Source organism: Streptomyces hundungensis (genome assembly GCF_003627815.1).
GTDB lineage: Bacteria > Actinomycetota > Actinomycetes > Streptomycetales > Streptomycetaceae > Streptomyces > Streptomyces hundungensis_A.
The window spans coordinates 4911192-4936861 of the sequence record NZ_CP032698.1 but is presented as its reverse complement, the minus strand read 5'-3'; the positions used below and the strand labels follow the sequence as shown (position 1 = coordinate 4936861).

The window sequence follows — 25670 nt, the reverse complement described above, 5'->3', positions numbered from 1 at the left end:
GACCCGGCCGGAATATGCCATCCGGTCGAGTGAATGGCACCCGCGCACCCGGGAACCTGCGAGTAGCGTCGATCACGCCAACGAAGAACGTTGGCCGAGAACGACCAACTGGCAGGAACGGAAACGAACATGGCCATTCTTCAGGGCGCCACGGACACCTGGACCAAGTCCTCGTACTCCACCGGAAACGGCGCATGTGTCGAAGTCAAGTCGCCCGAGACGCACGCCATCGCCGTGCGGGACTCGAAAGTCACCGCCGGCCCCTCGATCTCCTTCGCCCCCGGCGCGTGGAACGCGTTCGTGGCCGAGGTGACCCGGGATTCCCTCAGCTGACCACCGCAAGCAGCCCTCGTGATACCCGCGTTACCGACAAGAGCCCTCTCGACTGGTCCGCCGTCCCGGCCGAGGGGGCTCGGCCATGTCCGCGTCGCCCGGTCCGTTACCGGAGTTCGTCCACGTAGCGGTCGGTGCCGGGCACGGTCGGGATGAACGGGGCGACCAACTCGACCCGCCCCAGGCCGGTTTCACGCACCATCGCGTCGAGTCCGGTGAAGTGGTCCGCCCAGACCTCCCTCGGGTCGCGTTCCAGGAACCACAGGAGCGTGAGCCGGGTGCCGACGCCCTCGACCTGTTTCACATACGTCATGCGGTCGCCCGGCAGCGGTGTCGGCGCGAAGACCGTCACCATCGCGGCGGGCCCACCGGCCAGCCGCTCGGGCAGATGGCGCGAGCGCAGCCACTCCAGCAACTCGGCTCGGCCGTCCGGGGTTTCGGCGTCGACGACCTCCAGGACGAGTCCCGCGTACGGGTGGTCGAGCGCGTGATAGTCGCGCGGGCCCGCGGCGCCGTCCCGGTAGACGGTCGCCTCGTGGTCCTGGAACGCGGTGAAGACATGGGTGCGTTCCTGATGGACGCGGCCGTCTCGGCCCAGCCTCCTGTTGATGCCGACGGTCCACTTCATGTGCTCGTCGTAGCGGCCGTCGGTGATCCAGTACGTCGAGAGGTAGCAGCCCGCGCCGACCGGCTGGGCGATCGCGGACTTCTCCGGGTAGCGCAGGTCCTGGAGTTCGCGGGTGGCCACCCAGCGGCGCCCCGCGTACATCCAGGGCATCGCCATCGCGCCGGCGTAGTAGTGGTCGTCCTCGTACCAGCGGTTGTACGCGTACTCATGGCCCGGGTGCGGCTCCACCATGGTGATCAGCGCATGGCCCGGGCGCACCCCGTAGGGGCCCACCGACGCCAGCTCCGCGTACGTCTCGGGCCGTGTGTCCTCCGTCATGCCGCATCCCTTCCCTCCACCACCGGACGGACTTACTCTGACGCCCCGTCAGAAGATGTGCCAGAGCCGGGAGGCGACCGGATGTTGCTGAGTGGGAAGACCGTCATCGTCTCCGGGGTGGGGGCCGGGCTCGGGCACCAGGTCGCGGCGGCCGTCGTGCGCGACGGGGGCAACGCGGTGCTCGGCGCACGCACCGAGGCCGCCCTCGCGAAGAGCGCGGCCGCCATCGACCCGGACGGCGCCCACACCGCTCACCTGTCGACCGACATCACCGACGAGACCCGCTGCGAGGCGCTGGCGGCGCTCGCCGTGGAGCGGTTCGGGGGCATCGACGCCGTGGTCCACGTCGCGGCCTGGGACAGCTACTTCGGCGGGCTCCAGGACGCGGACTTCGCCACCTGGCAGCAGGTCATCGACGTCAACCTCCTTGGCACGCTGCGGATGACGCGGGCCTGTCTGCCCGCGCTCAAGGCGCATGGCGGCTCGGTCGTCGTCATCGGTACGCAGTCGGCGGTGGCGGCGCCGTCACAGGTGTGGCAGGCGGCGTACGCGGCGTCCAAGGGTGCGCTGACCTCGGCGATGTACTCGCTGGCGCGCGAGCTCGGCCCGGACCGGATCCGGGTCAACACGGTGCTGCCGGGCTGGATGTGGGGGCCGCCGGTGCAGGCGTACGTCCAGTTCACCGCGCACACCGAGGGCGTACCCGAGGAGGAGGTGCTCGGCCGGCTCACCGAACGGATGGCCCTGCCGGAGCTGGCCACGGACGGCGACGTGGCGGACGCCGTGGTCTTCCTGGCCTCGGACCGGGCCCGCGCGATCACCGGCCAGTCGCTCCTGGTGAACGCCGGTGAGCTGATGCGGTGAGGCGCGCCGCCAACAGGCGCTGATTCAGGGGCGGTTGAGCCTGTCCCTCCCGGCCGCACGGGACCCGCATCCCGTGCGGCCGTTCTGCTTCGGTGCGCACCCGAGGGGCGCTGTGGTGGGCGGAGCCTGACGAAGTGCCCGCTCATCGTGTGGCTCGCGTCACGTGCGCGACAACACCCCACGAGGCAAAGGCGAAGCAAAATCGTTCGACTTTGTGATCCTCGTTCATATCCATGACCGCTCCATGCCTTGACCACCCCCTCCGACAAGGGGTTCAATCCCCCAAGTCCCCGCTCCCGCACGGGGCGCCGCTGAACCGGACGTACTGACGAAGGGCATCCGAGTTCATCGACGTTGCCTCAGTGACGTTCACAAGGCGGACCCCTGGGAGGGGGCACATGAACAGTCTCGACTGGGCCGTGCTCATCGGCTACTTCGGCGTGATGGTCGCGATCGGCATCTGGTCCCACAAGCGGGTCGACGATGTCTCCGACTTCTTCACCGCCGGCGGCAAGATGCCGTGGTGGCTGTCCGGCATCTCGCACCACATGTCCGGCTACAGCGCGGTGATGTTCACCGGCTATGCGGGCATCGCCTACAAGTACGGCGTCACGTCCTTCGTGACCTGGTCCTTTCCCATCGCGGTCGGCATCGGCATCGGGGCGAAGCTCTTCGCGCCCCGGCTCAACCGGCTGCGCTCCAAGCTGCTCGTCGCCTCCCCGCTGGAATACCTCAAGAACCGCTACAACGTCTCCACCCAACAGGCCCTCGCCTGGTCCGGGCTGCTGCTGAAGATCGTCGACGTGGGCGCCAAGTGGGCCGCCATCGCCACCCTGTTGTCCGTGTTCACCGGCATCACCCTCACCCAGGGCATCTTCATCACGGGCTGCATCACCGCCGTCTACTGCACGGTCGGCGGGCTGTGGGCGGACGCCCTGACCGAACTCGGCCAGTTCATCATCCAGTTGTTCGCCGGGCTCGCGATGCTGATCGCCGTCATGGGCAAACTGGACGGCTTCTCCACCCTGTGGACGGTCTGGGACAAGCTGCCCAGCGGCCACGCGGACGCCACCGCCGGCCCGTACACGGTGACCTTCCTGATGGCGTTCCTGTTCATCAAGACCTTCGAGTACAACGGCGGCATGTGGAACCAGGCCCAGCGCTACATGGCCACCGACTCGGCGCGCTCGGCGACCCGTTCGGCCTGGCTCTCGGCGATCCTGTGGGCCGTCTGGCCGACCGTGCTGTTCTTCCCGATGTGGTGCGCGCCGCTGCTCGTCCACGCCAAGAAGCCGGACGGGTCGGACAGTTACGCCCTGATGACCGAGACACTGCTGCCGCACGGCATGCTCGGCCTGGTCGTCGTCGGCTTCTTCTCGCACACCATGGCCATGTGTTCCTCGGACGCCAACGCCATCTCGGCCGTCTTCACCCGCGACATCATGCCGGTCCTGTCGAAGTCGGCCCGCGCCTGGACCTCGCGCGCGGGACTCGTCGCCGCACGCCTGTCGACGCTGGTCTTCCTCGGCCTGTCGATGACGGTCGCCACGCAGGTCAACTCGCCCGCGTTCAAGGACATCATCACCGTGGTGATCAAGTGGGTGGCCGGGCTCATGGGCCCGATCGCGATCCCGTTCATGCTGGGCATGCTCAAGACGTTCCGCAGGTCGGGCCCGACGGCGGCGCTCACCAGCTGGGCGGCCGGGCTGCTCGCGTTCTTCTTCGTCAACTACGACCTGGACGGCTCGCAGAAGACGGGTGTCGCCCTGCACTGGCAGGTGTCGGTACCGCTGGCGATCTCGCTCGTCCTCTACGTCGTGATCGGCCTGCTCAAGCCGGAGGACACCCCGGAACGGGACGCGCTGCTCGCGCGGATCAACTCCGATGACGACGGCCCGGGTTCGGCGCCCGCGACCGCGCCGCTGCCGGCCCAGGCGGGAGCCGGGGAGACCACGGTGGTGACGGCGGACTGAGCTCCGGCGGATACGGGTCCGAGGGGCGGACCGGGGGGCGCTCGGGGGTGGGTGCGGGACCGGGGGTCGCACTCGCGTGGGGCGGGTACGGGGTCGGTTGCGCCGACGGGGGGTCGGAGGTCAGCCGAGGCTCTCCGGCTCGTCCAGGTCGCGCACTGGGGCGGTGTCCTGGCCGTCGCCGCCGCCGTCGATGCCGTCGGCCGGGTAGGCGGCGTCGCGGTGCGGGCCCCAGCGCTCGTAGCGGCCCTGCCGGTTCTCGTTCCGGTTCTCGTGCCGGTTCTCGTCGTCGGTGGGCGGGCAGTGCTGGCCCTCGGCGTCCTCCTCCTCGTCCATCACCATCTCGTCGACGGCCTGTTGGGCGTCCCGGGCGTCGTAGGGCGGGAGTTCGTCCGCACGGGCCGAGGGATCGGTGAAGGCGGGCTCGCTCTCGCTCTGGACGTACTGGAAGTGTTCGGCGTCGTCGGCGGGGGCTGCGGCGGAGGGGCCCGCGCCGGTGCCGAGCAGCGCGAGGGCGACCAGCGGGGCCGTGAACCAGCGGGCCGAGGGGGCGCGGCGGGCGTGCGTGGTGCGGGCGGTGGGAGGCGGGGTCATGACGACGACCCTGGCGAAGACGCGCGCGTGCGCGCGAGGGACACGCGGCTTTTGCGGCGATCCTTCGCCCGCACGGGTGGTTTCAGCCCCTCGGATAGCGCAGCAGCCAGCCCGCCGTGTTGACGCTGGGTCCGTGCAGCGCGGGGCCCTGGGTCATCTCCATCGCGAAGTCGTCGGCGAGTTCGAGCAGCGTGGGGCGGCCTTCGAGCTGGGCGAGCCAGGCCGGCGGCAGCGCGGTCTCGCCGTGCATGGCACCCAGCAGGCTGCCGCACACGGTTCCGGTGGCGTCGGAGGGGCCGTCGTGGTTGACCGAGAGCAGCAGGCCGTGCCGGATGTCCTCGCCGACCAGCGCGCAGTACACGCCGATCGCGAGCGCCTGAGGCGCGCTGTGACCGGTGCCGAGCGTGGCGACCAGGGCGGGGCTGGGCATCCCCTGGCGTACGGCGCCCAGCGCGTGCTTGAGCGCCTCGGTGACCGGCTGGTGTCCGGGGCGCACCGCGAGCTGCGCCATCGCCCGCTGGACGGCGCCGTCCATGGACTCGCCCCGGGCGAGCCCGTGCACGATGACGGCGAGGGCGCCCGCCGACAGATAGGCCGCCGGGTCGCCGTGGGTCTGCGTCGCGCACTCCACGGCGAGCTGGAGCACCAACTGCGGCTCCCAGCCGACCAGGAGCCCGAACGGCGCGGAGCGGGTGAGGGCGGCCGGGTCGTCGGCGCCCGGGTTCTTGGGGTGTTCCAGGGTGCCCATGACGGTGTCGCCGAGCCCCACAAGGCAGGCCTTGGCGGGGTCGCGCCGGGCGTAGAGCCACTCCTCGCGGGCCAGCCAGCCGTTGTCCTCGCGGCGCTCGTCGGGCCCCCAGTCGCGCTGGGTGGCGGCCCAGCGCAGATGGGCCCGGTGCACATCGGTGGGCGGATGCCAGGCGCCGGTGTCGCGGCGCACCTGGGCGCGTATCAGCCCGTCGACGGTGAACAGGGTGAGCTGGGTGGCCGCGCTGACGGCGCCCGGCCTGCCGTACGCGGGCACGAGATCGCCCAGTGCGTCCGTGCCGTGCCGCTCGCGCATCTGCGCGAGCGTGAGCCCCGCGACCCCCGCCCCGAGCGCGTCCCCGATCGCCCCACCCAGCAGACAACCCCGCACCCGGCTACGGAAGTCCTGCTGTTCGGCCCGACCCCAGACGGGTGCGGTGGCTCCGGCTGCTGCGCTCATGCGGCAGCACGGTACCTGAACGGGTGCGCCCGTTTAAGAGGGCAAAGTGACCGATCGTGGACGAGTGGGGGCAGGGGGAGCGGGTCGGGTCCCAGCACGGCTCACCGCGAGACACCTCAGCCCGCGAGACATCTCAGCCCGCTCAGAGTTGACCGACCGCGGACAGGACGAGCAGGCAGAGTCCCATGGACGTGGCGAAGGCGGTGCCGCCGTACAGCACCGCGTCGGCGAAACCCACTCCGGTACCGGCCTTCAGGATTCCGGCGACGAGAGCCACCACGAGCGAGAACAGCACTGCCACGAGTAGCCACAGATACCGCGTTCCAGATCGCGGTTGGGACGACGGAGCACTCACAGGAGTCTTCCTTTGTGAAGGGACTGAAAGGTGGGCGGTAAGCGTCATTCCGGGACCAGGACACCGGTCAACAAATGTGCGGCGAGCGTGCTGCGATGACGCGTCGCCGCCCCGACGAGTGAGCGGTGCGCCGCGATCTGTGCGTCCAGGGCACCCAGCGTCGCGCTGACGCGCCGCTGGTGGGCGACGGGCGGCAGCGGTACGGGCAGAAGGGCCAGGGTGGCCGCGCTGAGGGAGGGGACGGCGGTGCCGCGGGCGTACTCCTTGAGCCAGTGCACCGTCTCCGGCAGACAGAGGTAGGCGTGCAGGTATCGGGGGAGGACCAGGGGTTCCCCCGCCGTCTCCCGGGTGCGCAGCCGCAGCAGGTTGGTACTGAACAGCCAGCCGTCCTGCGCCTCCTCGACCAGGGCAGGAGACGTCTGCGCGCCGGAACGCACGCAGAGGATGTCCCCGGGGCTGAGACGGAACTTCGTCAGTGCGCGAGCGACATCCGCGGCCACTTTCTCCATGGCACGGTCGTCGATCCGTCCCTCACGCAGGTGCTTGGGCATCACCACGCACAGATCTCCGGTCGGGGAGCGGACGTCGGCCGACAGTCGTGAGTAGGAGGGTCCCGCCGTGATGTCGACCAGCTCCCCCAGGGGAACCCGACACCAGTTTCGAGGCAACCCGTCGTAGGAGAGAGGGACGGACGAGGGCAACGGCCCGTACGAGAGCGCGTCGGCCACCTCGTCCACCGCCTTCGTTCGGTGGCGCGCCGCGTCAAGCGTCCGGCGTGTGGTCGATGCCTCGGTCGCCGCATCGGCCGGCGACGCCGTGGACATCCATCTGTCGACGTAGTCGGCGGGGCTGAGCGAGTAGCCGGCAGCCCGTACCGCGTCCAGCGGAGCAGCGACCGCCAGGTGGCCCGCGCCCTGCCGACCCAGACGGAACCCGGTACTCCGGCGCCACGTCTGGACGGTGTCCGTGACGGCCTCGACGTGCTCGTCGGAGAGCACCCGGGGTCCGCGAGCCGCCTTGTCCCCCAGGTCCCTGGCGTCCACGAAGAGGATCTCCTCACACACTGACGTGGAACGGCGCAGGAACCAGAGGGAGACGGATACCTGAGCCCCTGAGAAGAGTTGTGGCGGCAGCGCGACAATGCACTCGACGACCCCGTCCTCCACCAGCCGGCCCCGGATCTCCCGTTCCCGGACATCCGTGGAGGCGCCCGCGCTGACCGGCATGACCACGGCCGCCCGGCCCTCGTCCTTGAGTGAGACCAGAACGTGCTGGAGCCACGCGAGCGCAGGGCTGCCGGGGGGAGGCGCTCCATACGGCCAGTCGATACCCTCTCGGGGCCTCGACACGGCGCCCCGGGCGTTGAAGGGCGGGTTGGTGAGAATCAGGTCGGCCTCGTGCCCCTTCGGCCAACCGCGTTCGTTCCACGGAGCCGGGGTGCCGGCCCCCAGTTCGACCGGAACTGTGTGCAGCGAGAGATTCATTCCGGCGAGCATGAGCGTGCCCCGCTGCGGGCTCTCACCATGCAGCGTCAACGGCACCACGCCACCGAGACGTTCAGCGACTCCGTCGAGCATTTCACCCGCGCGCACATACGGGTCGTAGACCTGGTGCACGGTGCTCTCATCGTCCATGGCAGCGTCGCGCATCAGCCGCACCACGGGACGCGGGGTGAAGAACTCTCCGCTGGGAAGCCCGGCTCGGGTGCCGAACTCGTCCACCAATTGCCGGAACTCTTCGATCCCCAGCCCGTCGGTCAGGCGGATCACCTCGACGATGTCCCCGTATTCCCTGGGCTCCAACTTGACGATGGCTGTCTGCATGCCCGGCGCCACACCACGCAGACGCAGGGCTTCGTCGGCGGCCTCCCCGATCTCCTGCAACAGCGCTGCCGTGGCAGCCTTGGATCGAACCCGCGTGGTACGCGGGAGCGACGTCGAGCGCGGATCTCCGGTCATGCGGAGGAAGACCAGCGAGAGCAGCAGGGCAACGTAGTCCGTCATCGAGGCGCCGCCGCGCACGACATCCGCCATCGGCCCCAGCAGGCGGGCGAGTTGACGCGCCCGCTGTTCCTCATCGCCCAGCAGAGCGTCGCTGGACGCCTCACCGTTCGGCAGGGCCGCGCTCCGACGGACGCGGTCCGATGCGTCGATGTTCCGCCGCATACGGTCGGCGTAGGTGAACCCGGGCGGCTCGTCGGACGCACGCGCGCGGGACGGGATCCGACGCGAGTCGAGCCAGCCGAGGACCGCCCGCAGGCTGAACAGTTCCGACTCCCCCGCCCTGACCGGCTCGGGGTAGTCCTCGTAACGACGCTGCCAGTTGGTGACCGCCGGCCTCATCACCCCGGCCAGCGCGGCGAGTTCGGCCCTCGACAGCAGCCGATCGTCGCTGAAATCCCTACCGTCCATGAAACCCCCCGTAGACCGCCCTGGTTGCTTTCGACGAGGGAACGGTAGGCAGGAGGGAACGTCTAGGTCAAAGAGCGCACCGACGGTGCGCACTATGTGCCGCGAGCGACGCGAGCGCCCTTGCAGGGCGCTTTCACGAGGGCACGGCGCCTCTACCAGCCATTTTCATCGTTTCGCTCAGCCCTGGGCGCTCAACGGCACGCAAAGCACGAGGACTGGTTGTTAAGGGGGTACCGGTAGATGTCGCCATCTGTTCGGGTCGGGCCCTCGGTCAGGCCCGGTCGAATCACCCCGCCCCCTCACCCCGACCCCACCCCCTCCGGCGGGACCGGGCCGCGGGGGATGCCCTGGGCCGTGGCTGCTTCGGTGGCTCGGGTCAGGTCGGCCTGGGCCTCCTGGTCTCGGCCTGCCAGGCGGTGCAGGCGGGCGCGTTGTTGGTAGGCCCAGACGTAGCCGGGGACCAGGGTGATCGCTCGGTCCAGGTCGGACAGGGCCTCGGTGGTGCGGCCCAGTTCGGCCAGGGCCACCGCGCGGCTGCCCAGGGCCCAGGCGTAGCCGGGGTCGAGGGCGAGGGCCCGGCCGTATGCCGCGACGGCCTCCTCGTAGCGGCCCGCGAACCGGTAGACGTCGCCGCGTTCGCCAAGCACCCACGCCCAGGACGGCGAGAGCCCCTCGGCCCGGTCGAGGTCGGCCAGGGCGCCCACCGTGTCGCGGACCAGCCCCCGCACATGGGCCCGGCGCACCAGCGCCCAGCCGTAGTCGGGGTCGATCAGCAGCGCCCGGTCGAAGTCCTCCAACGCCCTTGCCGGATCGCCCAGTTGAGCGTGTGCCTGGCCGCGGCTGCCCAGGGTGAGGGCGTCGCCGGGGTCGAGCGCGAGGGCCCGGCCGAGCTCGGCGACGGCCTCCTCGTAGCGGCCCGCGCGCCGCAGGGTCTCGCCGCGTTCGCGGGGTGCGCGCGCCTGGCCCGGCTCCAGCTCTTCGAGCCGGGCGAGGTCGGCGAGGGCCGCCGCGTGGTCGCCGACGGCCCGGTGCACCACGGCCCGCCCGTGGTGGGCGTCCGCGCTGGAGGCGTCCAGGGTGAGTGCGCGCCGGTAGTCCGCGAGGGATTCGTCGAACGCGTCGGACCGGAAGTGGCCCCAGGCGCGGGCGATGTGCACGGCGACCCGGTCCTCGTCGGTGAGTTCGGGCCGGGCCAGCATCATCCCGAGGACGTCGACGCAGTGGCGCTGCTCGGCCTCTAGCGCGCTCAGGCAGACGGCGCCCCACTTGCGCAGCGCCTCCCGGTTGCCGTCCTCCCCGGCCTCGGCGATCACCCGCGCCCAGCGCCGCGCGGTGACCGTGCCCTGCCGGCAGGCCTCGATGCCGTCGCGCAGCACCTCGGCGAAGGCGCCCGCCGGGTCGGCGCACAGCCGGTGGTAGAGCTCCTCCAGGCGCGGCTCGCGCCAGGCCTCGTCGCGCCAGCGCCGGCCCGCCGCGCCCTCGGCGGCGGCCCGCTCCCGGGCGTACCAGGCGGCGAGCCGTTCGTGGCCGGCCCGCCAGCGCTGGGGTGACGCGGTGCGCTGGAGGCGGTGCATGGGGGCGCGGACGACGTCGTGGTACTTGATCCGGCCGCCCTGGTCCCGTACGAACGGCAGTGAGCGCAGCCAGTCGAAGAGGCCTGCCGCGTCCCCGGTCACGGCCGCGCGGAAGACGTCCTCGTCGAGCCGTCTGGGCAGGGCGCCTTCGAGCGCGGCGGACCTGCGGACCGGGTCGGGCTCCCACTTCAGGAAGCGCTCCACGGCGGTGGCGCTGGGGTCGCCGATGGCGTCCGGGGTGGCGGGCCGGCTGCCCGCGAGGGTGCTCACCAGGACGGGGAGCCGGCCGGAGAGCCGCAGGACGTCCCGCACCACGTCCTCCTCCAACACGCCCTGAGTGGCGAGGAGTTGGCGGGCCTCGTCCTCGGTGAAGGGTTCGAGAGGGAGGTCGGCGGCGTAGTCCGCGGCGGCCGGCCAGCGCAGCGGGTCGGGGCGGCCCTGGCCGGACAGGGTGAGGACGGTGTTGGCGGGGAGCCCGCCGTAGCGGTCGGTGGTGACCAGATCGCGCAGCCAGTCGTCGAGGAACGCGCCCGTGCGCTCGTACGTGTCGAAGAAGACGGCCAGCCACGGCACCTGGGCGGCCACCCGGCCCAGCTCCTCCACGAACACGGGCGTGAGCACCCGCAGCGGCTCCAGGACGAGCTGCACGTCCTCCGGACGCCCGAGCCGGGCACTGAGCGTCGCCCTCAACCGCTCGGCGCTCTGGGCGAGTTGGACCGGGTCGAGGGTCCCGACGAGCGGGCCGACGCCGGGCACCAGGCTCATCCCGGCGAGCCCCGCCTGCGCCGCGACCACCGACCCGGCCGAGGGGCCCGCCCCCGGCCCGGCTCCGAGTCCCGCCTCGGCCTCGTGGCGGCGCTGACGGTAGGTGGCGAGGATCTTGTCGAGCGCCTTGAGGGTCCGGCCCTGGCGGGCGAAGCCCGCGCTGATAGCGGCCATCGTCTCGGGAACGCCGTCCACGCTCTCGTCGGTGTAGGCGGTCAGCGCCCCGCGCTCCAGGGCGGCCTGCTCCAACTCCCGTACCAGAAAGGTCTTTCCGACGCCCGCGTTGCCGTACACCCGGAACACGAACCGGTGCCGCTCGTCGTCGACGGGAATGTCGAAGTTGCGCCGGTAGACGGCGAGTTCGTCGCGCCGCCCCACGAATCCGGCCCGCTTGCGACGCCGGATGAGCTCCTGCATCGAAGGCTGCACGCCCCCACCACTCCCCGTCGGTCGGGTTCGCCGTCATGCGAGCCCGAGATGCTCCCCGACCTCGACCATAGCGGGGAGCGCCAGGGCGCCTTGCGGCCGCAGGCCGTGGAGGTAGACCGCGAGATGGCGCGCGGCGAGCGCGGCCGCCGCCCCGGGCGGCAGGTGCGGCATCGGCCGGCACGCCATGGCGGCGGCCCCCACCAGGTCGAACGCCGTGACGTCGGCCCGCAGGACGCCCTCGGCCCGGCCCTCGGCGAGCACCTCCTCCAACGCGCCCAGGATGGCGCGCTGGAGCTCCTGCACGCGGGGGTCGCGCACCACGGGACCCCCGATGAGCGGCATCACCAGGCGGTCGCGCTGGGCGACGACCCGCCGGAACATCTCGTCCAGGACCCGCACGGTGCCGCCGCCGGCCGCACGGGCGCCCTCGACGGCCGCGAGGCCCGTCTCGAAACCCTCCAGGGCGACGTCGGTGATGAGCGCGTCCCGGTCGGGGAAGCGCCGGTAGAGCGTGCCGATGCCGACCTCCGCGCGGCGCGCGATGTCGTCGAGGGCGACGGCGGTGCCCTGTTCGCGGAACAGCTCCCGGGCCGCGGCCAGGATCTTCTCCCGGTTCCGCCGGGCGTCGGCGCGCAGTCCTGTCATGCGCCACATGCTAGGCGGCCCGATGGACCTCGGATTAACTGGAGATTTTCCTCCGCTTAAGGCGTACGGTGGCCCTGTCCGTCACCGGACCGTCAGCGACGGCCCGACCGCCGTACAGGAAGGCACCGCCATGTCCACGACCCCCGAGGACCGCTTCGTCGTGCTCGAACCCGGCGAGACCCGCCCCACCCGCGTCCCGCTGCCGCCGGGCTTCGGCGTGAAGGTCACCACCACCGACAGCGAGGGCCGTCTCGTCGTCCTGGAGAACCGGCTCGATGTCGACGTCCCACTCCACGTCCACGAGCTGATGGACGAGTTCGTCTACGTCCTGGAGGGCGAGATGGAGATCGACTACGAGGGCGTCACCCACCGGCTGACCGCCGGCATGTGCGCCCTGCTCCCGCACGGCGTCCCGCACGCCATGCGCAACGCCTTCCGGCCCCCGGTGCGCACCTTGCAGATCTCCACGCCCGGCGGCTGGGACCGCTTCCTGGAGGACCTCTTCGCGGCGGGCCCCGCCGTGCGCACCCCCGACGGCGCGATGGACCTGGCCGAGGTCAACGCCCTCGGGGAGCCGTACGGGATGCGCTACACACCCGGCACCATGGCGCTGGACCGGCCCGAGCCACCCACCACGGGCCGGTCCAGGGTGAGCTAGTCCCCCACCACCGGCAGCAGCTCCGGCAGATGGCCGTCCGAGGCGTGGGCGGCCGCCATCCGCTCGTCCGCCACCTCCCCGTACAGGGTGGTGCGCGCACGGGACGGGCGGCCCGCCGCCTCCGCGATGGCCACCAGGTCCTTGATGGAGCGATAGGAGCCGTAACTGGAGCCCGCCATACGGGAGATGGTCTCCTCCATCAAGGTGCCGCCCAGGTCGTTCGCGCCGGAACGCAGCATCTCCGCCGCGCCCTCCTGCCCCAGCTTCACCCAGCTCGTCTGGATGTTGGGGATGTGGGGGTGCAGCAGGAGGCGGGCCATCGCGGTCACCGCGCGGTTGTCGCGGGCGGTGGGGCCGGGGCGGGCGATGCCCGCCAGATACACCGGGGCGTTGGTGTGGATGAAGGGCAGCGTCACGAACTCGGTGAAGCCGGCCACGTTGTTGGCGAGAGCGTTCTGCTGGATGCGGGCCAGCGTGCGGAAGTGGCCGAGCCAGTGACGGGGCTGGTCGACGTGCCCGTACATCATCGTGGACGAGGAGCGGATGCCCAGCTCGTGGGCGGTGCGCACGACCTCGATCCAGGTGGCCGTCGGCAGCTTGCCCTTGGTGAGGATCCAGCGGACCTCGTCGTCCAGGATCTCCGCCGCCGTGCCCGGGATCGAGTCCAGGCCCGCCGCCTTCGCCTCCGTCAGCCACTCCCGGATCGACATGCCCGTGCGGGTGGCGCCGTTGACGACCTCCATCGGGGAGAAGGCGTGCACATGCATCCCCGGCACCCGCTCCTTGACGGCGCGGGCGATGTCGAAATAGGCGGTGCCGGGCATATCGGGGTGGATGCCGCCCTGCATGCAGACCTCGACCGCGCCCACCTCCCAGGCCTGCTCGGCCCGGTCGGCGACCTGGGAGAGCGAGAGGGTGTACGCGTCCGCGTCGGTGCGGCGCTGCGCGAAGGCGCAGAAACGACAGCCCGTGTAGCAGACGTTGGTGAAGTTGATGTTCCGCGTGACGATGTACGTCACGTCGTCGCCCACCATCGACCTGCGGACGTCGTCCGCGATGCGGCACAGCGCGTCGAGCGCCTCGCCGTCCGCGTGCAGCAGGGCCAGCGCCTCGGCGTCGGTCAGCTTCGTCGGGTCGTCGGCGGCCACCGCGAGCGCCTGGCGCACATCCGCGTCGAGGCGGGAGGGCACCATGCCCGGGGCCGCCGCCTCGCGCAGCGCACCCCAGTCGCCGTACACGGAGTCGAAGTCCTCGCGGCGGTCACCGGTGCGGCCCTCGGTGTCGATGGTGCGGTGCAGATCGGTGCGGCCGGTGGCGGTGAAGCCCTCGTCCGGCTCCTGCCAGGGCAGGCCGCGCACCTCGGCCTCCTCATGGGCCAGGCCCGTCTCCGGGTCGGCGAGCGCGCGCACGTGCGGCAGCAGCCGGGGGTCCAGCCACGGCTCGCCCCGCCGCACGAACTCCGGGTAAATACACAGCCGTTCACGCAAGGCGAAGCCTTCCGCCGCCGACTTGTGCACCAGCTCCTCGATGCGCGGCCAGGGCCGCTCGGGGTTGACGTGGTCGATGGTGACCGGCGAGACGCCGCCCCAGTCGTCGATGCCCGCGCCGATCAGCCGCCCGTACTCGCCCGCCACCAGGTTGGGCGGCGCCTGGAGACAGGCGGCCGGGCCCATGATGTGCCGGGCGACGGCGACCGTGGCGACCAGGTCGTCGAGTTCGGCGTCCGGCATGCCGCGCATCGCCGTGTCCGGCTTGGCGCGGAAGTTCTGGATGATCAGCTCCTGAATGCCGTGGTAGGCGCGGGCGACGCGGCGCAGCGCGAACAGCGAGTCGGCGCGCTCCTCGTACGTCTCGCCGATGCCGATGAGCAGCCCGCTGGTGAACGGCACCGAGGAGCGGCCCGCGTCCTCCAACACCCTCAGCCGCACGGCCGGTTCCTTGTCCGGGGAGCCGTGGTGGGGGCCGCCCGGCTCGGACCACAGCCGGGTCGCGGTCGTCTCCAGCATCATCCCCATGGAGGGCGCGACCGGCTTGAGGCGCTGGAAGTCGGTCCACGACAACACCCCGGGGTTGAGGTGCGGGAGCAGGCCCGTCTCCTCCAGGATGCGGATCGCCATGGCGCGTACATAGGCGATCGTGTCGTCGTAGCCGTGCGCGTCCAGCCACTCGCGGGCCTCGGGCCAGCGGTCCTCGGGCTTGTCGCCGAGGGTGATCAGGGCTTCCTTGCAGCCGAGTTCGGCTCCCCTGCGGGCGACGTCGAGCACCTCGTCGGGGGACATGAACATGCCGTGGCTGTCCCGGCGCAGCTTGCCGGGCACGGTGACGAAGGTGCAGTAGTGGCACTTGTCCCGGCACAGCCGGGTGAGCGGGATGAAGACGCTCTTGGAGTACGTGATGACGCCCGGCCGGCCCGCGGCCTCCAGGCCCGCGTCGCGGACCCGGGCGGCGGAGCGGGTCAGGTCGTCGAGGTCGTCGCCGCGGGCCTGGAGCAGGACGGCCGCCTCGGCGACGTCGAGCGCCACGCCGTCCCTGGCGCGTTTCAGCGCGCGCCGCATCGAGTTGGCGGTCGGTGCGGCACCGGGCTGCGGGACGGGGCCCGCTCCTTCGGCCTGCGGGGGCTGCGCGCTGGAAGTCATCCTTCGAGGATACGAGCGGGGGTACGCCGCGGGGCGCCGGGCTCACTCGCGCCCCTCCCGCCGCGCCCGGGGGAACGTTTCCGGCCGATCCCCGTAAACCGCTCACTACTCAGCGCGTCCGACTCGATACTGGGAGTCGCCCCGGGCCCGGGCGCCGACATCCACGCACGTCGACGAAGTAGGGGTGGAACCACGTGACTTCAGACGGAACGCGACCGAACACCGCGCCGAGCCTCTATCCGGAACTGGACGAAGGGGCGCTCGCAGGGGTCGTACAGGCGCTGCGCACCGGCGACACCTCGACGCTCGGCCCCGCGCGGGCGGCCGAGGTCGCCGAGACACGGCAGGTGGCCACCTTCCTGGACGGGGTGCGGGTGCCGGCCGGCGAAGGCGTGGAGCTCGACGCCGCGTTATGGCTGCACAACGGCGACGGGCCGCACCCGCTGATCGTCATGCCCTCGCCGTGGGCCAAGCAGGGCTGGCTCGTCTACACCATCCAGGCCATGCGCTTCGCCCGGCGCGGCTACCACGTACTGGCCTACACCGCGCGGGGCTTCGGCGAGTCCGGCGGCGAGGTCGAGGTGGCCGGCGAGAAGGACATCGCCGACGGCATCGCGGCGCTCGACCACCTCGTCTCGCGGGCCGGCGGTCCGGAGGCGGTCGGCCGCATCGGCTTCCTCGGCGACTCCTACGGCTCCGGCATCAGCCAGCTGGTCGCCGCCGAGGAGCGCCGGGTCGACGCCGTGGTCGCGCTCAGCACCTGGGGCGACCTGGGCGAGGCCTTCTACGAGAACAACACCCGCCATGTGGCCGCCGTGAAGACGCTCCTGAACGCCGCCTCGACCGCCCGTCTCAGTGAGCGCACGCAGCGGGCCTTCGACGACGTCCTGGCCAACGAGAACGTCGAGGAGACGCTGGTGTGGGCGGCCGAGCGCTCGCCCTACCACCGCGTCGACAAGCTCAACTCCCGTGCGGTACCGGTGTTCTTCGCGCAGGCTTGGCACGAGACGCTGTTCCCCGGCAACCAGACGCTGAAGACGTTCAACGCGCTCAGCGGCCCCAAGCGGCTGCTCTGGTCGATCGGCGACCACTCGGGCCCCGAGATGACCGGCATCCTCGGGCTGCCCAACCGCGTCTGGGAGGAAGCCCACAGCTGGTTCGACCAGCATCTGCTGGAGACCGACGGCGACGAGGCCCGGGCCGCCGCCTTCGACTCCGAGTCCGGCGCCCGGGACCAGGTCGTCAGCGAGGTCATGTGGGGCCGGGCCCTGGAGTCCCGGCCGACCTGGCACGCGGCGACCGGCACCCCCGAGCGCTTCTACCTCACCGGGCCGCCCGAGGACGGCAAGGACGGAGGCCTGCTCGACAAGCCCACCAACGGCTGGCACACCACGTTCACCACCGGCACCGACACCCCGGCCACCGTCGCCGACCAGATCCTGCTCACCGGCTACGCGGAACTCGCCGGGCTCCCCAAGGTGTACCGGACGGGCCGCATCGACCGGGCGGCGGCCGGGGTGTGGACGAGCGCGCCGCTGCCCTCCCGCCACCAGCTGCGCGGCGTGCCCCGGCTGCGGGTGACCCTGGCGCCGAGCGAGCCGGACGCCACGTTCGTCGCGTACCTCTTCGACGTCGACGCGCTCGGCTTCGCCCGCATCATCACCCACGCCCCGTACACCGTGCTGGGCGCCACCCCGCACACCCCGGCCGGCGCCGACATCGCGCTCCAGGTCACCGGGTACGACGTACGGGCCGGGCACCGCCTCATGCTGGTCCTGGACTCGGTGGACCCGTTCTACGGTGACGCCAACACCAACCCGGGCACCCTCACCATCACCTCGCCCGACGAGGAGCCCTCGTACCTGGAACTCCCCCTGAGCTGAGACACCCACCCCCGGGGGCAGCCACCACGGCCGCCCCCTCTCTCATGCCCCGCTCCCCCGGCGCGGGGTGCGCCCGCCCGGTGTCGCCTACAGATACGGGGCGTACTCGTCCAGCACCTTCAGCACGCCCGTCTCGTCTGCCGACGGCAGTTGCAGGACGACCTCCTCGATGCCGAGCTCCGCGTAGTGGGCGAGCTTGCCGGGGGCCGGCAGGACCGCGTACGGGACGACGCGGAGGTCGCTCGCCGCGCGCCCGGCGTCCTCCCACACCCGGCGCAGCACCGGCAGCGACTCACTCAGGCCGCGCCCGCCGATGGGCAACCAGCCGTCCGCGTACTCGGCGATGTGGGCGAACAGCTTGGGCCCGGCGGCGCCGCCGACGAGGATGCGGGGCGCGCCGTCGCGGTACGGCTTGGGGTGGGCGTGGGAGGCCCGCACCGACCCGAACTCGCCCTCGTACGCGGTCGGTTCGGCCGCCCACAGGGCGCGCATCAGGGCCACGCGGTCGCGGACCAGTTCACGCCGGGTGCCCCACTCCACCCCGTGGTCGGCGGCCTCCTCCTTGTTCCAGCCGAACCCGAGCCCGAGCGTGAAGCGGCCGCCGCTGAGGTGGTCCAGGGTCGCGATCTGCTTGGCGAGGTCGATGGGGTCGCGCTGGGCGACCAGGGTGATGCCGGTGCCGAGGTGCAGGTGCTCGGTGACCGCCGAGACCTGGCCGAGCGCCACGAACGGGTCGAGGGTGCGGCCGTACTCCGCCGGGAGCTCGCCGCCCGCCGGGTAGGGGGTGGTCCGCTCCACCGGGATGTGGGTGTGCTCGGGGAGATAGAGGCCGGCGAATCCGCGGGCCTCCAGTTCCCGGGCGAGTCGGACGGGGGTGATCGTCTGGTCGGTCAGGAAGACGGTGACGGCGATGCGCATCGGCATACCTTCCGGTCGGTCCGGGGTGGGATCACTTCCTATCCCCACCTCATCCCCACCGCAAGGCCGCACCCCGCCCCGCCTGGGGCTCCGCCCCAGACCCGGTTCGCGCCTAAAGCACGCTCGTCCTCAAACGCCGGACAGGCTGAGATGCGGGCCAGCACCGGTGCCGCTAAGGGGCGCGGGGAACTGCGCGACCAGCCACGCACGGCCCGCACCCGAAAGCAGGGCTCCCTGGGGCTCCGCCCCAGACCCCGATCGCGCCTGAACGGCGCTCGTCCTCAAACGCCGGACGGGCTGAGATGCGGGCCAGCGCCGAACAGTTAGGGGCGCGGGGAACTGCGCGAGCAGCGACCGCGGGCCGCAGACGACAGGGGGTTGGGGGGCGCGGGGAACTGCGCGGGCGCGGGCCGCAGGGGCGGGAGGGGGGCGGGGTCGGCCAGGACGCGGTGGCGGCCCGGCCGGATCCCGCACCGCCCAACAACCCACGGGACTCCCCCCGTTCACCCCCGGGTACGAGAGTGAGCAGGCAAACGAGAATGCCCACCCCTCCACCCATGGGGAGCCCGCTCATGACCGAGCACGGACCCGGACCCGGACCCATCGGCAGGCGAGGCCTCCTCGCGACGAGCGCCGCCACCGCCCTCACCTTGGCAACCGTAAGCTTCGCGAACGCCGCACCCGGCAGCGACCCCCAGCGCCCCGACGAGACCCGGGTGGTGCGCGGCACCCTACCCCCCGGCTCCCCCGACTTCGTCTACCTCCCCGTCGAAGTCCCGCACGGCGTACGCGAGTTGGCCGTCTCGTACGCGTACGAGAAAGCGAGCGTGCCGGCCGGCACCCAGAACAACGCCCTCGACATCGGCATCTTCGACGAGCGCGGCACGGCCCTCGGCGGGGCCGGCTTCCGGGGCTGGTCGGGCGGCGCCCGTACCGCGTTCTTCCTGCGCGCCGACGACGCGACCCCGGGCTATCTGCGCGGCCCCGTGCGCGCCGGGACCTGGCACATCGCGCTGGGCCCGTACACGGTCGCCCCGCAGGGCCTGCCGTACACGGTGACGATCACACTGAAGTACGGCGGCGGGACGGGCCCGACGCCGACCCCGGTCTACCCGCCGCCCCGGGCCAAGGGACGCGGCCGGGCCTGGTACCGCGGCGACTGCCACCTGCACTCCGTGCACTCCGACGGCGGCCGCACCCCGGCCGAGATCGCGGCGCTCGCGCGGGCGGCCGGCCTGGACTTCATCAACACCTCCGAGCACAACACCACCTCCGGCCACCGGGCCTGGGAGGGCCTGTGGGGCGACGACCTGCTGATCATGACGGGCGAGGAGATCACCACCCGCAACGGCCATGTGCTGGCGCTCGGCACCGAGCCCGGCCATTTCATCGACTGGCGCTACCGGGCCCGGGACAACCGTTTCGGCCACTTCGCCCGCGAGGTCCGCGCGGCGGGCGGCCTGGTGGTCCCCGCCCACCCGCACGCCACCTGCGTCGGCTGCAACTGGAAGTTCGGCTTCGGTGACGCGGACGCGGTGGAGGTGTGGAACGGCACGTATACCCCGGACGACGAGGTCTCCCTCGCCGAATGGGACAACTCCCTTGCGCTAGCCGCCCGTTCGGGCCGTCCGTGGCTTCCGGCGATGGGCAACAGCGACGCCCACCGCGACCCGGACCGCGTCGGCGGCCCACAGACGGCGGTGCTGGCCGACGATCTGACGAAGCGGGCGATCCAGGCGGGGCTGAGAGCGGGCCACTCCTATGTGGCGGAGTCGGCCGCGCTCTCGCTGTCCTTCACCGTCTCCGGGGGCCACGGGCAGCACGCGGGCATCGGCGAGCGGCTGCGGGCGGCGCCCGACGAGTCGGTCACGGCCCGCCTGGAGATGACCGGCGCGCCGCCCGGCTGCACCGCCGCCTTCGTCACCGACCAGGGCACCCTGTACACGACCCCGCTCGCTGCCTCCGGCACCGCGACCGCGACGTGGGAGACCACGCCGGCGTACGCGACGTACATCCGCGCCGAGGTCCGCCACGCCCCGACCACCCCGGGCCTGCCGGGCCCCCTGGCAGCCTTCACAAACCCCATATTCCTAACCCCCTGACCCAACCAACCGACCACGCCCCTGAAAACCCTCGGTCGCGTGCGGACCGTGGACGGCTGGTCGCGCAGTTCCCCGCGCCCCTAGGAGGCCGCCCTGCCCCGAACCGCATCACTGCCCATCCCTCCGACCCCCCGACGCAGACCTACCAGGGGCGCGAGGAACTGCGCGACCAGCCACCCGCGGCCCGCGGACGAAGACGGGTTTTGGGGGCGCGAGGAACTGCGCGAGACGCGACCACGACCCGCACACGACCGAGGGTTTTGGGGGCGCGGGGAACTGCGCGAGAAGCGACCACGGCCTGCGGACAAAGGCGGGGTTTTCAGGGGCGCGGGGAACTGCGCAAGGCGGCCCCCGCGGCGCGCGGCGGGGTTTCAGGGGCGCGGGGAACTGCGCGAGGCGGGCCCCGGCGCGAGGCGGGGGCGGCGGGGGTCAGCCGGGCCAGACGAGCGACTGGAGTTCGCTGTACGCGTGCAGCGCGTACGAGCCGACATCCCGCCCCACCCCACTCCGCTTGAACCCCCCGAACGGCGCCTCCATGTTCCGCCCGATCGTGTTCACCCCCACCCCACCCGCACGCAACCGCCGCGCCACCCGGAACGCGCGGGCCACGTCACCGGACCACACATAGTCGAGCAGGCCGTACTCGCTGTCGTTGGCCAGCGCGATGGCCTCCTCCTCGTCGTCGAACGGGATGACCACGACGACCGGCCCGAAGATCTCCTCGCGCGCCACCCGCATGTCGTTGGTGCACTCCGCGAGGAGGGTCGGGGCCACATAGAACCCCCGCTCCAGTGGGGGGCGTTGGCCGCCCGTGACCACCGTCGCCCCCTCCTTGCGGCCCAGCTCCACATACGACTCCACCCGGTCGCGGTGGGCCGCCGAGATCACCGGGCCGAGCACCGTGTCCGGGGCGGCGGGGTCGCCGACCTTCAGGAATCCGGCGTACTCCGCGAGTTTGTCGACCAGTTGGTCGTGGACGCCCCGCTGCACCAGGACCCGGGTCGGCGCGGTGCAGATCTGGCCGCTGTAGAAGGAGAACGTGGTCACGATGCCGCCGACCGCCGAGCCGAGGTCGGCGTCGTCGAAGACGATCGCGGCCCCTTTGCCGCCCAACTCCATCAACTGCCGTTTCATATGGCGTCCGCACACCTCGGCGATGCGCTGCCCCACGGCGGTGGAGCCGGTGAAGGAGACCATGTCGACGTCGGGTGCGTCGACGGCTGCCTCGCCGACCGCCGGGGCGGACCCGGTGACCACGTTCACCACCCCGCGCGGCACCCCCGCCTCCTCCAGCGCCTCGGCCATCTTGAACACCGACAGCGGGTCCTGCGGCGCGGGCTTCACCACGACCGTGTTGCCCATGGCCAGCGCGGGCGCGACCTTCCCCGCCGGGTTCGCCCAGGGATTGTTGTACGAGGTGACGCAGGTGACCACCCCGACCGGCTGGCGCACCGCGAGCGCGCCGAACACCCCGGCCCGCCCCATCGGGCCCGCCTCGTTGATCTGCGGCACGAGCGCCTGCTCCACCGGCTCCAGGGCGCCCTTGGCATACCGCCGGAACCGCGCCACCCCCACCGCGACCTGCATCCCGCGCGCGGTGGCGGTGGTGGCGCCGGTCTCGGCACGGGCGAGCTCGGTGTTCGCGGCCCCGTCGCGCTGCATGAGGTCGGCGGCCCGGTCCAGGATCGCGGCCCGCTCCTCGGGGCGGGTACGCGACCACGCGCCGAAGGCCTCCCGAGCGGCGGCGGCCGCCCGGTACACCTGCTCACGGGAGGCCTCGGGCGCGAACCCCACCACGTCCTCGGTGGCCGGGTCGAGCACGGGGTAGTGCCCCCCGTCGGGCTCGACCCACTCCCCCGCGATGAACAACTTCCGCTCAGCGAGGCCGACTTGGGGATCACTCACTTGGTGCTCACCGTCCTGGTGTCGCGTCCGGAGCGCAGGACCGTGCCGGGCACGGCCCCCGTCACCCGGTCGTCGCGGAGCGTCTCGACGCCGTTGACCCGTACCGAGACGATGCCGATCGCCTTGGAGTCGAGCCGGGGGCTGTCGCCCGGCAGGTCGTGCACGAGAGTGGCGGGCCCGGCCTCGATCCGTTCCGGGTCGAACAGGACGAGGTCGGCATGGAACCCCTCCTCGATGCGGCCGCGCTCCCGCAACCCGAAGAGCCGGGCAGGATCGTCGGTGAGCATCTTCACGGCCCGCTCCAGCGGGACGAGCCTGCGCCCGCGCAGACAGTCCCCGAGGAAGCGCGTGGTGTACGGCGCCCCGCACATCCGGTCCAGGTGCGCCCCCGCGTCGGACCCGCCGAGCAGCACGTCCTCGTGCTCCCACGTCTCGCGCCGCAGCGCCCAGGTGGCGGGGTCGTTGTCGGTCGGCATGGGCCACAGCACCGTACGCAAACGGTCGTTGGCGCAGATCTCGACGAGGCAGTGGAAGGGGTCGAGCCCCCGCTCGGCGGCGATGTCGCCGACGACCCGCCCCGAAAGGCCCTCGTTCTCGGGGCTGTAGGTGTCGCCGATGACGTACCGCCCGAAGTTGGCGAGGCGGCGGAAGATCCCGGCCTCCTTGCTGTCGGCGCGGCGCAGCATCTCGGCCCGTACGCCGGCGTCGCGCAGCCGGTCGATGCGCTCGGGGACGGGCAGGGCGAGGATGTCGCCCCAGCCGGGGATGAGGTTGAGGGCGCAGAACGTGCCGAGCGACATGTTCATCGGCGTGAGGATCGGCATGGTCAACGCCACGATCCGCCCACCGGCCTTGCGGGCGCGCTCACTTGGCACGAGCTGACGCGGTACGCGTTCGGGTACGGCGGCGTCGATGGTCAGTACGTTCCAGTTGAGCGGGCGTCCCGCGGCGGCGCTCATCTCCACCAGTAGGTCGATCTCGTCGTCCGCGAACTGGTCGAGGCACCCGGCGACGATCGCTTCGAGCTGTGTCCCCTCGTGCTGCCCGACGGCCGCGCTCAGCGCGAGGAGTTCGGCGGGCAGCGCGTGCCGGGAGGCGACGGGCCTGCCGTCGCCGTCGGAGTGGGTGGAGGACTGGGTGGTGGACAGACCCCAGGCGCCGGCGTCCATCGCGTCGTGGAGCAGCGCGAGCATGGCGTCGAGCTGCTCGGGGGTGGGCTGTCCGCCGACCGCGTCCGGGCCCATGACATGGCGTCGCAGGGCGCAGTGCCCGACCATGAACCCGGCGTTCACGGCGATGCGCCCCTCCAGCGCGCCGAGGTAGTCACCGAAGCTGGACCACCCCCAACTGACGCCTTCCTCAAGGGCCTTGAGGGACATGCCCTCCACCTTGGACATCATCCGGCGGGTGTAGTCGGCGTCCTCGGGACGGTCCGGGTGGAGCGGGGCGAGGGTGAATCCGCAGTTGCCGCCGGCGACGGTGGTCACGCCGTGGTTCATGGACGGGGTGGCGTACGGGTCCCAGAAGAGCTGGGCGTCGTAGTGGGTGTGCGGGTCGACGAAACCGGGGGCGAGGACGAGACCGGAGGCGTCCTCGCTGCTCGCGGCGGCCTCGGTGACGGTGCCGGGGGCTTCGACGAGGGCGATCCGGCCGCCCCGGATCCCGACGTCGGCGGTCCGGGGCGGGGCGCCGGTGCCGTCCACGAGGGTGGCGCCCTTGATCAGGTGGTCGAGCATGGGATCCCTTTCTCCCTTGCGCTGGGCGATCGCGTACGGGGGTCGCCTCCGCGGGGTGCGCGGTATCTCTTTCGGGGGTGGGGCGCCCCCGGCCGGGGGTCGCCGCGAATGGCCTCCGGCCGGGGGCGGGTACGAGGCGGCGGTCCGGGAAGACACCGCCCCGCGTCTGTTCGGGGCTCCGCCCCGGGCCCCGATGCAGCCCCCACCCCACCCCTTCCCGAAACCCTCCGGGGGGATCGATTCGACTGCGGCCCGCAGGTGGCTGATCGCGCAGTTCCCCGCGCCCCTAAATACTCGGTGCTGGTCAGCACTTCAGCCCGTCCGGCGATTGAGGACGAGCGCCGTTCAGGCACGAACGGGGTCTGGGGCGGAGCCCCAGGGCGTCTGCGGGCCGTGGGTGGCTGGTCGCGCAGTTCCCCGCGCCCCTTAACTGCTCGGCGCTGGCCAGCACCTCAGCCCGTCCGGCGATGGAGGACGAGTGCCGTTCAGGCGCGATACGGGGTCTGGGGCGGAGCCCCAGGGGGGTCGGGGTCAGGGGGTTGTGGTCGCGCGGAAGCGGGTCGTGCGGTGGACCGGGTCCGTGTCGATCTTCGGAATGACATGCTCCCCGATGAGCCGAATCGTCTGGAGCGTGTCCTCGAAGGACACCCCGATCGGCAGCCCGAACGACAACTGATCCGCCCCCGCCTGCTCCCACCGCTTGCACTGCGCCGCAACCTCCCCCGGATCCCCGCAGATCATCAGCTCCTCCGCGATGAGCAACTCGATGATCTCCGCGCTGTACTCCGGCAGGAGCTCGGGCCACTCCGGAATCCCCTCGGGACGGGGGAACGTGTCGTGGTAGCGGAACACCAGCGACTGGAGCCGGTTGAGCCCGCCGTTCACGGCGATCCGGACCGCCTCGTCGTGCGTGGGCGCACAGATGGCCGTCGACGTCACCATGACGTTGTCGTTGACGAAGTCACCGATCGGCTCGGCCTCCTGGATGGCCGTCTTGTACTGCTCAAGGACCCACTCCATGTCGGAGACCTTCTGCACGGAGAACCCGAGCACCCCGAGCCCCTTGCGCGCCGCCATGGCGTACGAGGGCGGCGACCCGGCGGCGTACCACATGGCCGGGTGTGACTTCCCGTACGGCTTGGGGAAGATCTTGCGGGGCGGCAGCGACCAGTGCTTGCCCTGGAACCCCGGGTACTCCTCCTGGAGCCACATCTTGGGGAACTCCGCGATGGTCTCTTCCCAGATCTCCTTGGTGTAGTTCATGTCGGTGACGCCCGGTATGAACCCCAGGATCTCGTGCGACCCCGCGCCGCGCCCGCTGCCGAACTCGAAGCGTCCCTCGGAGAGGTGGTCGAGCATGGCCACCTTCTCGGCGACCTTCACCGGGTGGTTGACCTGGGCCAGCGGGTTGAAGATGCCCGAGCCGAGGTGGATGCGCTCGGTGGCGTGCGCGAGGTAGCCGAGGAAGACCTCGTTGGCCGAGAGGTGGGAGTACTCCTCCAGGAAGTGGTGCTCGGAGGCCCAGGCGTACTTGAAGCCGGACTTGTCGGCCTGGATGACGTACTTCGTCTCCTCCATCAGCGCCTTGTGCTCCGCCATGGGATCGACCGCGGACCGTGCCGCCGGCACGTATCCCTGCACAAAGAGTCCGAATTCCAAGGGACTTCTCCTTCATGAGGTACCACGTGTTTCTGACGCACCGTCAGATTGTGATGAGCTCGACTGTTCCACCGGGTGCC

Annotated in this window: 18 protein-coding genes; 6 read left to right on the top strand and 12 right to left on the bottom strand. The window is 71.8% G+C overall.

Annotation, left to right across the window (positions count from 1 at the left end; genetic code table 11):
- The first annotated feature begins 129 nt into the window (after window positions 1-129).
- Entirely contained in the window at window positions 130-333 is a 204-nt protein-coding gene (locus DWB77_RS21990; protein WP_100574276.1) for a DUF397 domain-containing protein, read from the top strand.
- A gap of 106 nt (window positions 334-439) precedes the next feature.
- Here DWB77_RS21990 and DWB77_RS21985 read toward each other — a convergent pair whose 3' ends face one another.
- A complete protein-coding gene (locus DWB77_RS21985) occupies window positions 440-1279 on the bottom strand; it encodes a hypothetical protein (protein ID WP_120722881.1) in 840 nt (279 codons plus the stop codon).
- A gap of 81 nt (window positions 1280-1360) precedes the next feature.
- Here DWB77_RS21985 and DWB77_RS21980 point away from each other — a divergent pair, with 81 nt between their 5' ends.
- The gene (locus DWB77_RS21980) at window positions 1361-2143 is read left to right on the top strand and encodes an SDR family oxidoreductase (protein WP_120722880.1); all 783 of its coding nucleotides are present in this window, start codon (window positions 1361-1363) and stop codon (window positions 2141-2143) included.
- 398 nt (window positions 2144-2541) lie between these two features.
- Window positions 2542-4116: a sodium:solute symporter family protein gene (locus tag DWB77_RS21975; RefSeq protein ID WP_120722879.1), complete on the top strand. Its 1575-nt coding sequence runs from the start codon at window positions 2542-2544 to the stop codon at window positions 4114-4116.
- 120 nt (window positions 4117-4236) lie between these two features.
- Here DWB77_RS21975 and DWB77_RS21970 read toward each other — a convergent pair whose 3' ends face one another.
- The 6 genes from DWB77_RS21970 to DWB77_RS21945 form a co-directional block, all read right to left on the bottom strand.
- A complete protein-coding gene (locus tag DWB77_RS21970) occupies window positions 4237-4707 on the bottom strand; it encodes a hypothetical protein (protein ID WP_120722878.1) in 471 nt (156 codons plus the stop codon).
- Between the two features lie 82 nt (window positions 4708-4789).
- On the bottom strand, window positions 4790-5914 hold the full coding sequence (locus DWB77_RS21965) for an ADP-ribosylglycohydrolase family protein (RefSeq protein ID WP_120722877.1): 1125 nt from the start codon (window positions 5912-5914) through the stop codon (window positions 4790-4792).
- A 142-nt stretch (window positions 5915-6056) separates the two neighbouring features.
- Window positions 6057-6215 (bottom strand): hypothetical protein, encoded by a 159-nt coding sequence (locus DWB77_RS38970; protein ID WP_162952282.1) that lies wholly within the window; start codon window positions 6213-6215, stop codon window positions 6057-6059.
- A 98-nt stretch (window positions 6216-6313) separates the two neighbouring features.
- Window positions 6314-8680 carry an N-6 DNA methylase gene (locus DWB77_RS21955; protein ID WP_120722875.1) on the bottom strand — a complete coding sequence of 789 codons (2367 nt, stop codon included), beginning with the start codon at window positions 8678-8680 and terminating at the stop codon, window positions 6314-6316.
- A 299-nt stretch (window positions 8681-8979) separates the two neighbouring features.
- The gene (locus tag DWB77_RS21950; RefSeq protein ID WP_342777988.1) at window positions 8980-11448 is read right to left on the bottom strand and encodes a tetratricopeptide repeat protein; all 2469 of its coding nucleotides are present in this window, start codon (window positions 11446-11448) and stop codon (window positions 8980-8982) included.
- Window positions 11449-11481: 33 nt separating this feature from the next.
- Window positions 11482-12093: a TetR/AcrR family transcriptional regulator gene (locus DWB77_RS21945; protein WP_246033602.1), complete on the bottom strand. Its 612-nt coding sequence runs from the start codon at window positions 12091-12093 to the stop codon at window positions 11482-11484.
- Between the two features lie 130 nt (window positions 12094-12223).
- Between DWB77_RS21945 and DWB77_RS21940 the strand changes: the two genes are divergently transcribed.
- A complete protein-coding gene (locus DWB77_RS21940; protein ID WP_120722872.1) occupies window positions 12224-12751 on the top strand; it encodes a cupin domain-containing protein in 528 nt (175 codons plus the stop codon).
- Here DWB77_RS21940 and DWB77_RS21935 read toward each other — a convergent pair.
- On the bottom strand, window positions 12748-15387 hold the full coding sequence (locus DWB77_RS21935) for a bifunctional FO biosynthesis protein CofGH (RefSeq protein ID WP_120722871.1): 2640 nt from the start codon (window positions 15385-15387) through the stop codon (window positions 12748-12750). The genes DWB77_RS21940 and DWB77_RS21935 overlap by 4 nt on opposite strands.
- Before the next feature lie 194 nt (window positions 15388-15581).
- On the opposite strand from DWB77_RS21935, the gene DWB77_RS21930 reads away from it, so the two are divergent.
- Window positions 15582-17270, top strand: a complete 1689-nt coding sequence (locus DWB77_RS21930; RefSeq protein ID WP_120722870.1) for a CocE/NonD family hydrolase — start codon at window positions 15582-15584, stop codon at window positions 17268-17270.
- Window positions 17271-17357: 87 nt separating this feature from the next.
- Here the strand turns inward: DWB77_RS21930 and DWB77_RS21925 are convergent, their stop codons facing one another.
- Window positions 17358-18188 carry a TIGR03619 family F420-dependent LLM class oxidoreductase gene (locus DWB77_RS21925; RefSeq protein ID WP_120722869.1) on the bottom strand — a complete coding sequence of 277 codons (831 nt, stop codon included), beginning with the start codon at window positions 18186-18188 and terminating at the stop codon, window positions 17358-17360.
- A 572-nt stretch (window positions 18189-18760) separates the two neighbouring features.
- Between DWB77_RS21925 and DWB77_RS21920 the strand changes: the two genes are divergently transcribed.
- Entirely contained in the window at window positions 18761-20290 is a 1530-nt protein-coding gene (locus DWB77_RS21920) for a CehA/McbA family metallohydrolase (RefSeq protein WP_120722868.1), read from the top strand.
- A 429-nt stretch (window positions 20291-20719) separates the two neighbouring features.
- Here the strand turns inward: DWB77_RS21920 and DWB77_RS21915 are convergent, their stop codons facing one another.
- The 3 genes from DWB77_RS21915 to DWB77_RS21905 all read right to left on the bottom strand — a co-directional run bounded on the left by DWB77_RS21915 (window position 20720) and on the right by DWB77_RS21905 (window position 25590).
- Complete coding sequence (locus DWB77_RS21915) at window positions 20720-22195, bottom strand: aldehyde dehydrogenase family protein (RefSeq protein WP_120722867.1); 1476 nt, start codon at window positions 22193-22195, stop codon at window positions 20720-20722.
- Window positions 22192-23931: an N-acyl-D-amino-acid deacylase family protein gene (locus tag DWB77_RS21910; protein ID WP_120722866.1), complete on the bottom strand. Its 1740-nt coding sequence runs from the start codon at window positions 23929-23931 to the stop codon at window positions 22192-22194. Before DWB77_RS21910 ends, DWB77_RS21915 begins: the two co-directional genes overlap by 4 nt.
- A gap of 531 nt (window positions 23932-24462) precedes the next feature.
- Complete coding sequence (locus tag DWB77_RS21905) at window positions 24463-25590, bottom strand: LLM class flavin-dependent oxidoreductase (protein ID WP_120722865.1); 1128 nt, start codon at window positions 25588-25590, stop codon at window positions 24463-24465.
- Window positions 25591-25670 lie beyond the last annotated feature (80 nt).

What these genes read in the sequence shown, in the direction of transcription:
- DWB77_RS21990 (WP_100574276.1), top strand. Translation starts at nt 130, where the DNA reads ATGGCCATTCTTCAGGGCGCCACGGACACCTGGACCAAGTCCTCGTAC.
- DWB77_RS21985 (WP_120722881.1), bottom strand. Translation starts at nt 1,279, where the DNA reads ATGACGGAGGACACACGGCCCGAGACGTACGCGGAGCTGGCGTCGGTG.
- DWB77_RS21980 (WP_120722880.1), top strand. Translation starts at nt 1,361, where the DNA reads ATGTTGCTGAGTGGGAAGACCGTCATCGTCTCCGGGGTGGGGGCCGGG.
- DWB77_RS21975 (WP_120722879.1), top strand. Translation starts at nt 2,542, where the DNA reads ATGAACAGTCTCGACTGGGCCGTGCTCATCGGCTACTTCGGCGTGATG.
- DWB77_RS21970 (WP_120722878.1), bottom strand. Translation starts at nt 4,707, where the DNA reads ATGACCCCGCCTCCCACCGCCCGCACCACGCACGCCCGCCGCGCCCCC.
- DWB77_RS21965 (WP_120722877.1), bottom strand. Translation starts at nt 5,914, where the DNA reads ATGAGCGCAGCAGCCGGAGCCACCGCACCCGTCTGGGGTCGGGCCGAA.
- DWB77_RS21955 (WP_120722875.1), bottom strand. Translation starts at nt 8,680, where the DNA reads ATGGACGGTAGGGATTTCAGCGACGATCGGCTGCTGTCGAGGGCCGAA.
- DWB77_RS21945 (WP_246033602.1), bottom strand. Translation starts at nt 12,093, where the DNA reads ATGACAGGACTGCGCGCCGACGCCCGGCGGAACCGGGAGAAGATCCTG.
- DWB77_RS21940 (WP_120722872.1), top strand. Translation starts at nt 12,224, where the DNA reads ATGTCCACGACCCCCGAGGACCGCTTCGTCGTGCTCGAACCCGGCGAG.
- DWB77_RS21935 (WP_120722871.1), bottom strand. Translation starts at nt 15,387, where the DNA reads ATGACTTCCAGCGCGCAGCCCCCGCAGGCCGAAGGAGCGGGCCCCGTC.
- DWB77_RS21925 (WP_120722869.1), bottom strand. Translation starts at nt 18,188, where the DNA reads ATGCGCATCGCCGTCACCGTCTTCCTGACCGACCAGACGATCACCCCC.
- DWB77_RS21920 (WP_120722868.1), top strand. Translation starts at nt 18,761, where the DNA reads ATGACCGAGCACGGACCCGGACCCGGACCCATCGGCAGGCGAGGCCTC.
- DWB77_RS21910 (WP_120722866.1), bottom strand. Translation starts at nt 23,931, where the DNA reads ATGCTCGACCACCTGATCAAGGGCGCCACCCTCGTGGACGGCACCGGC.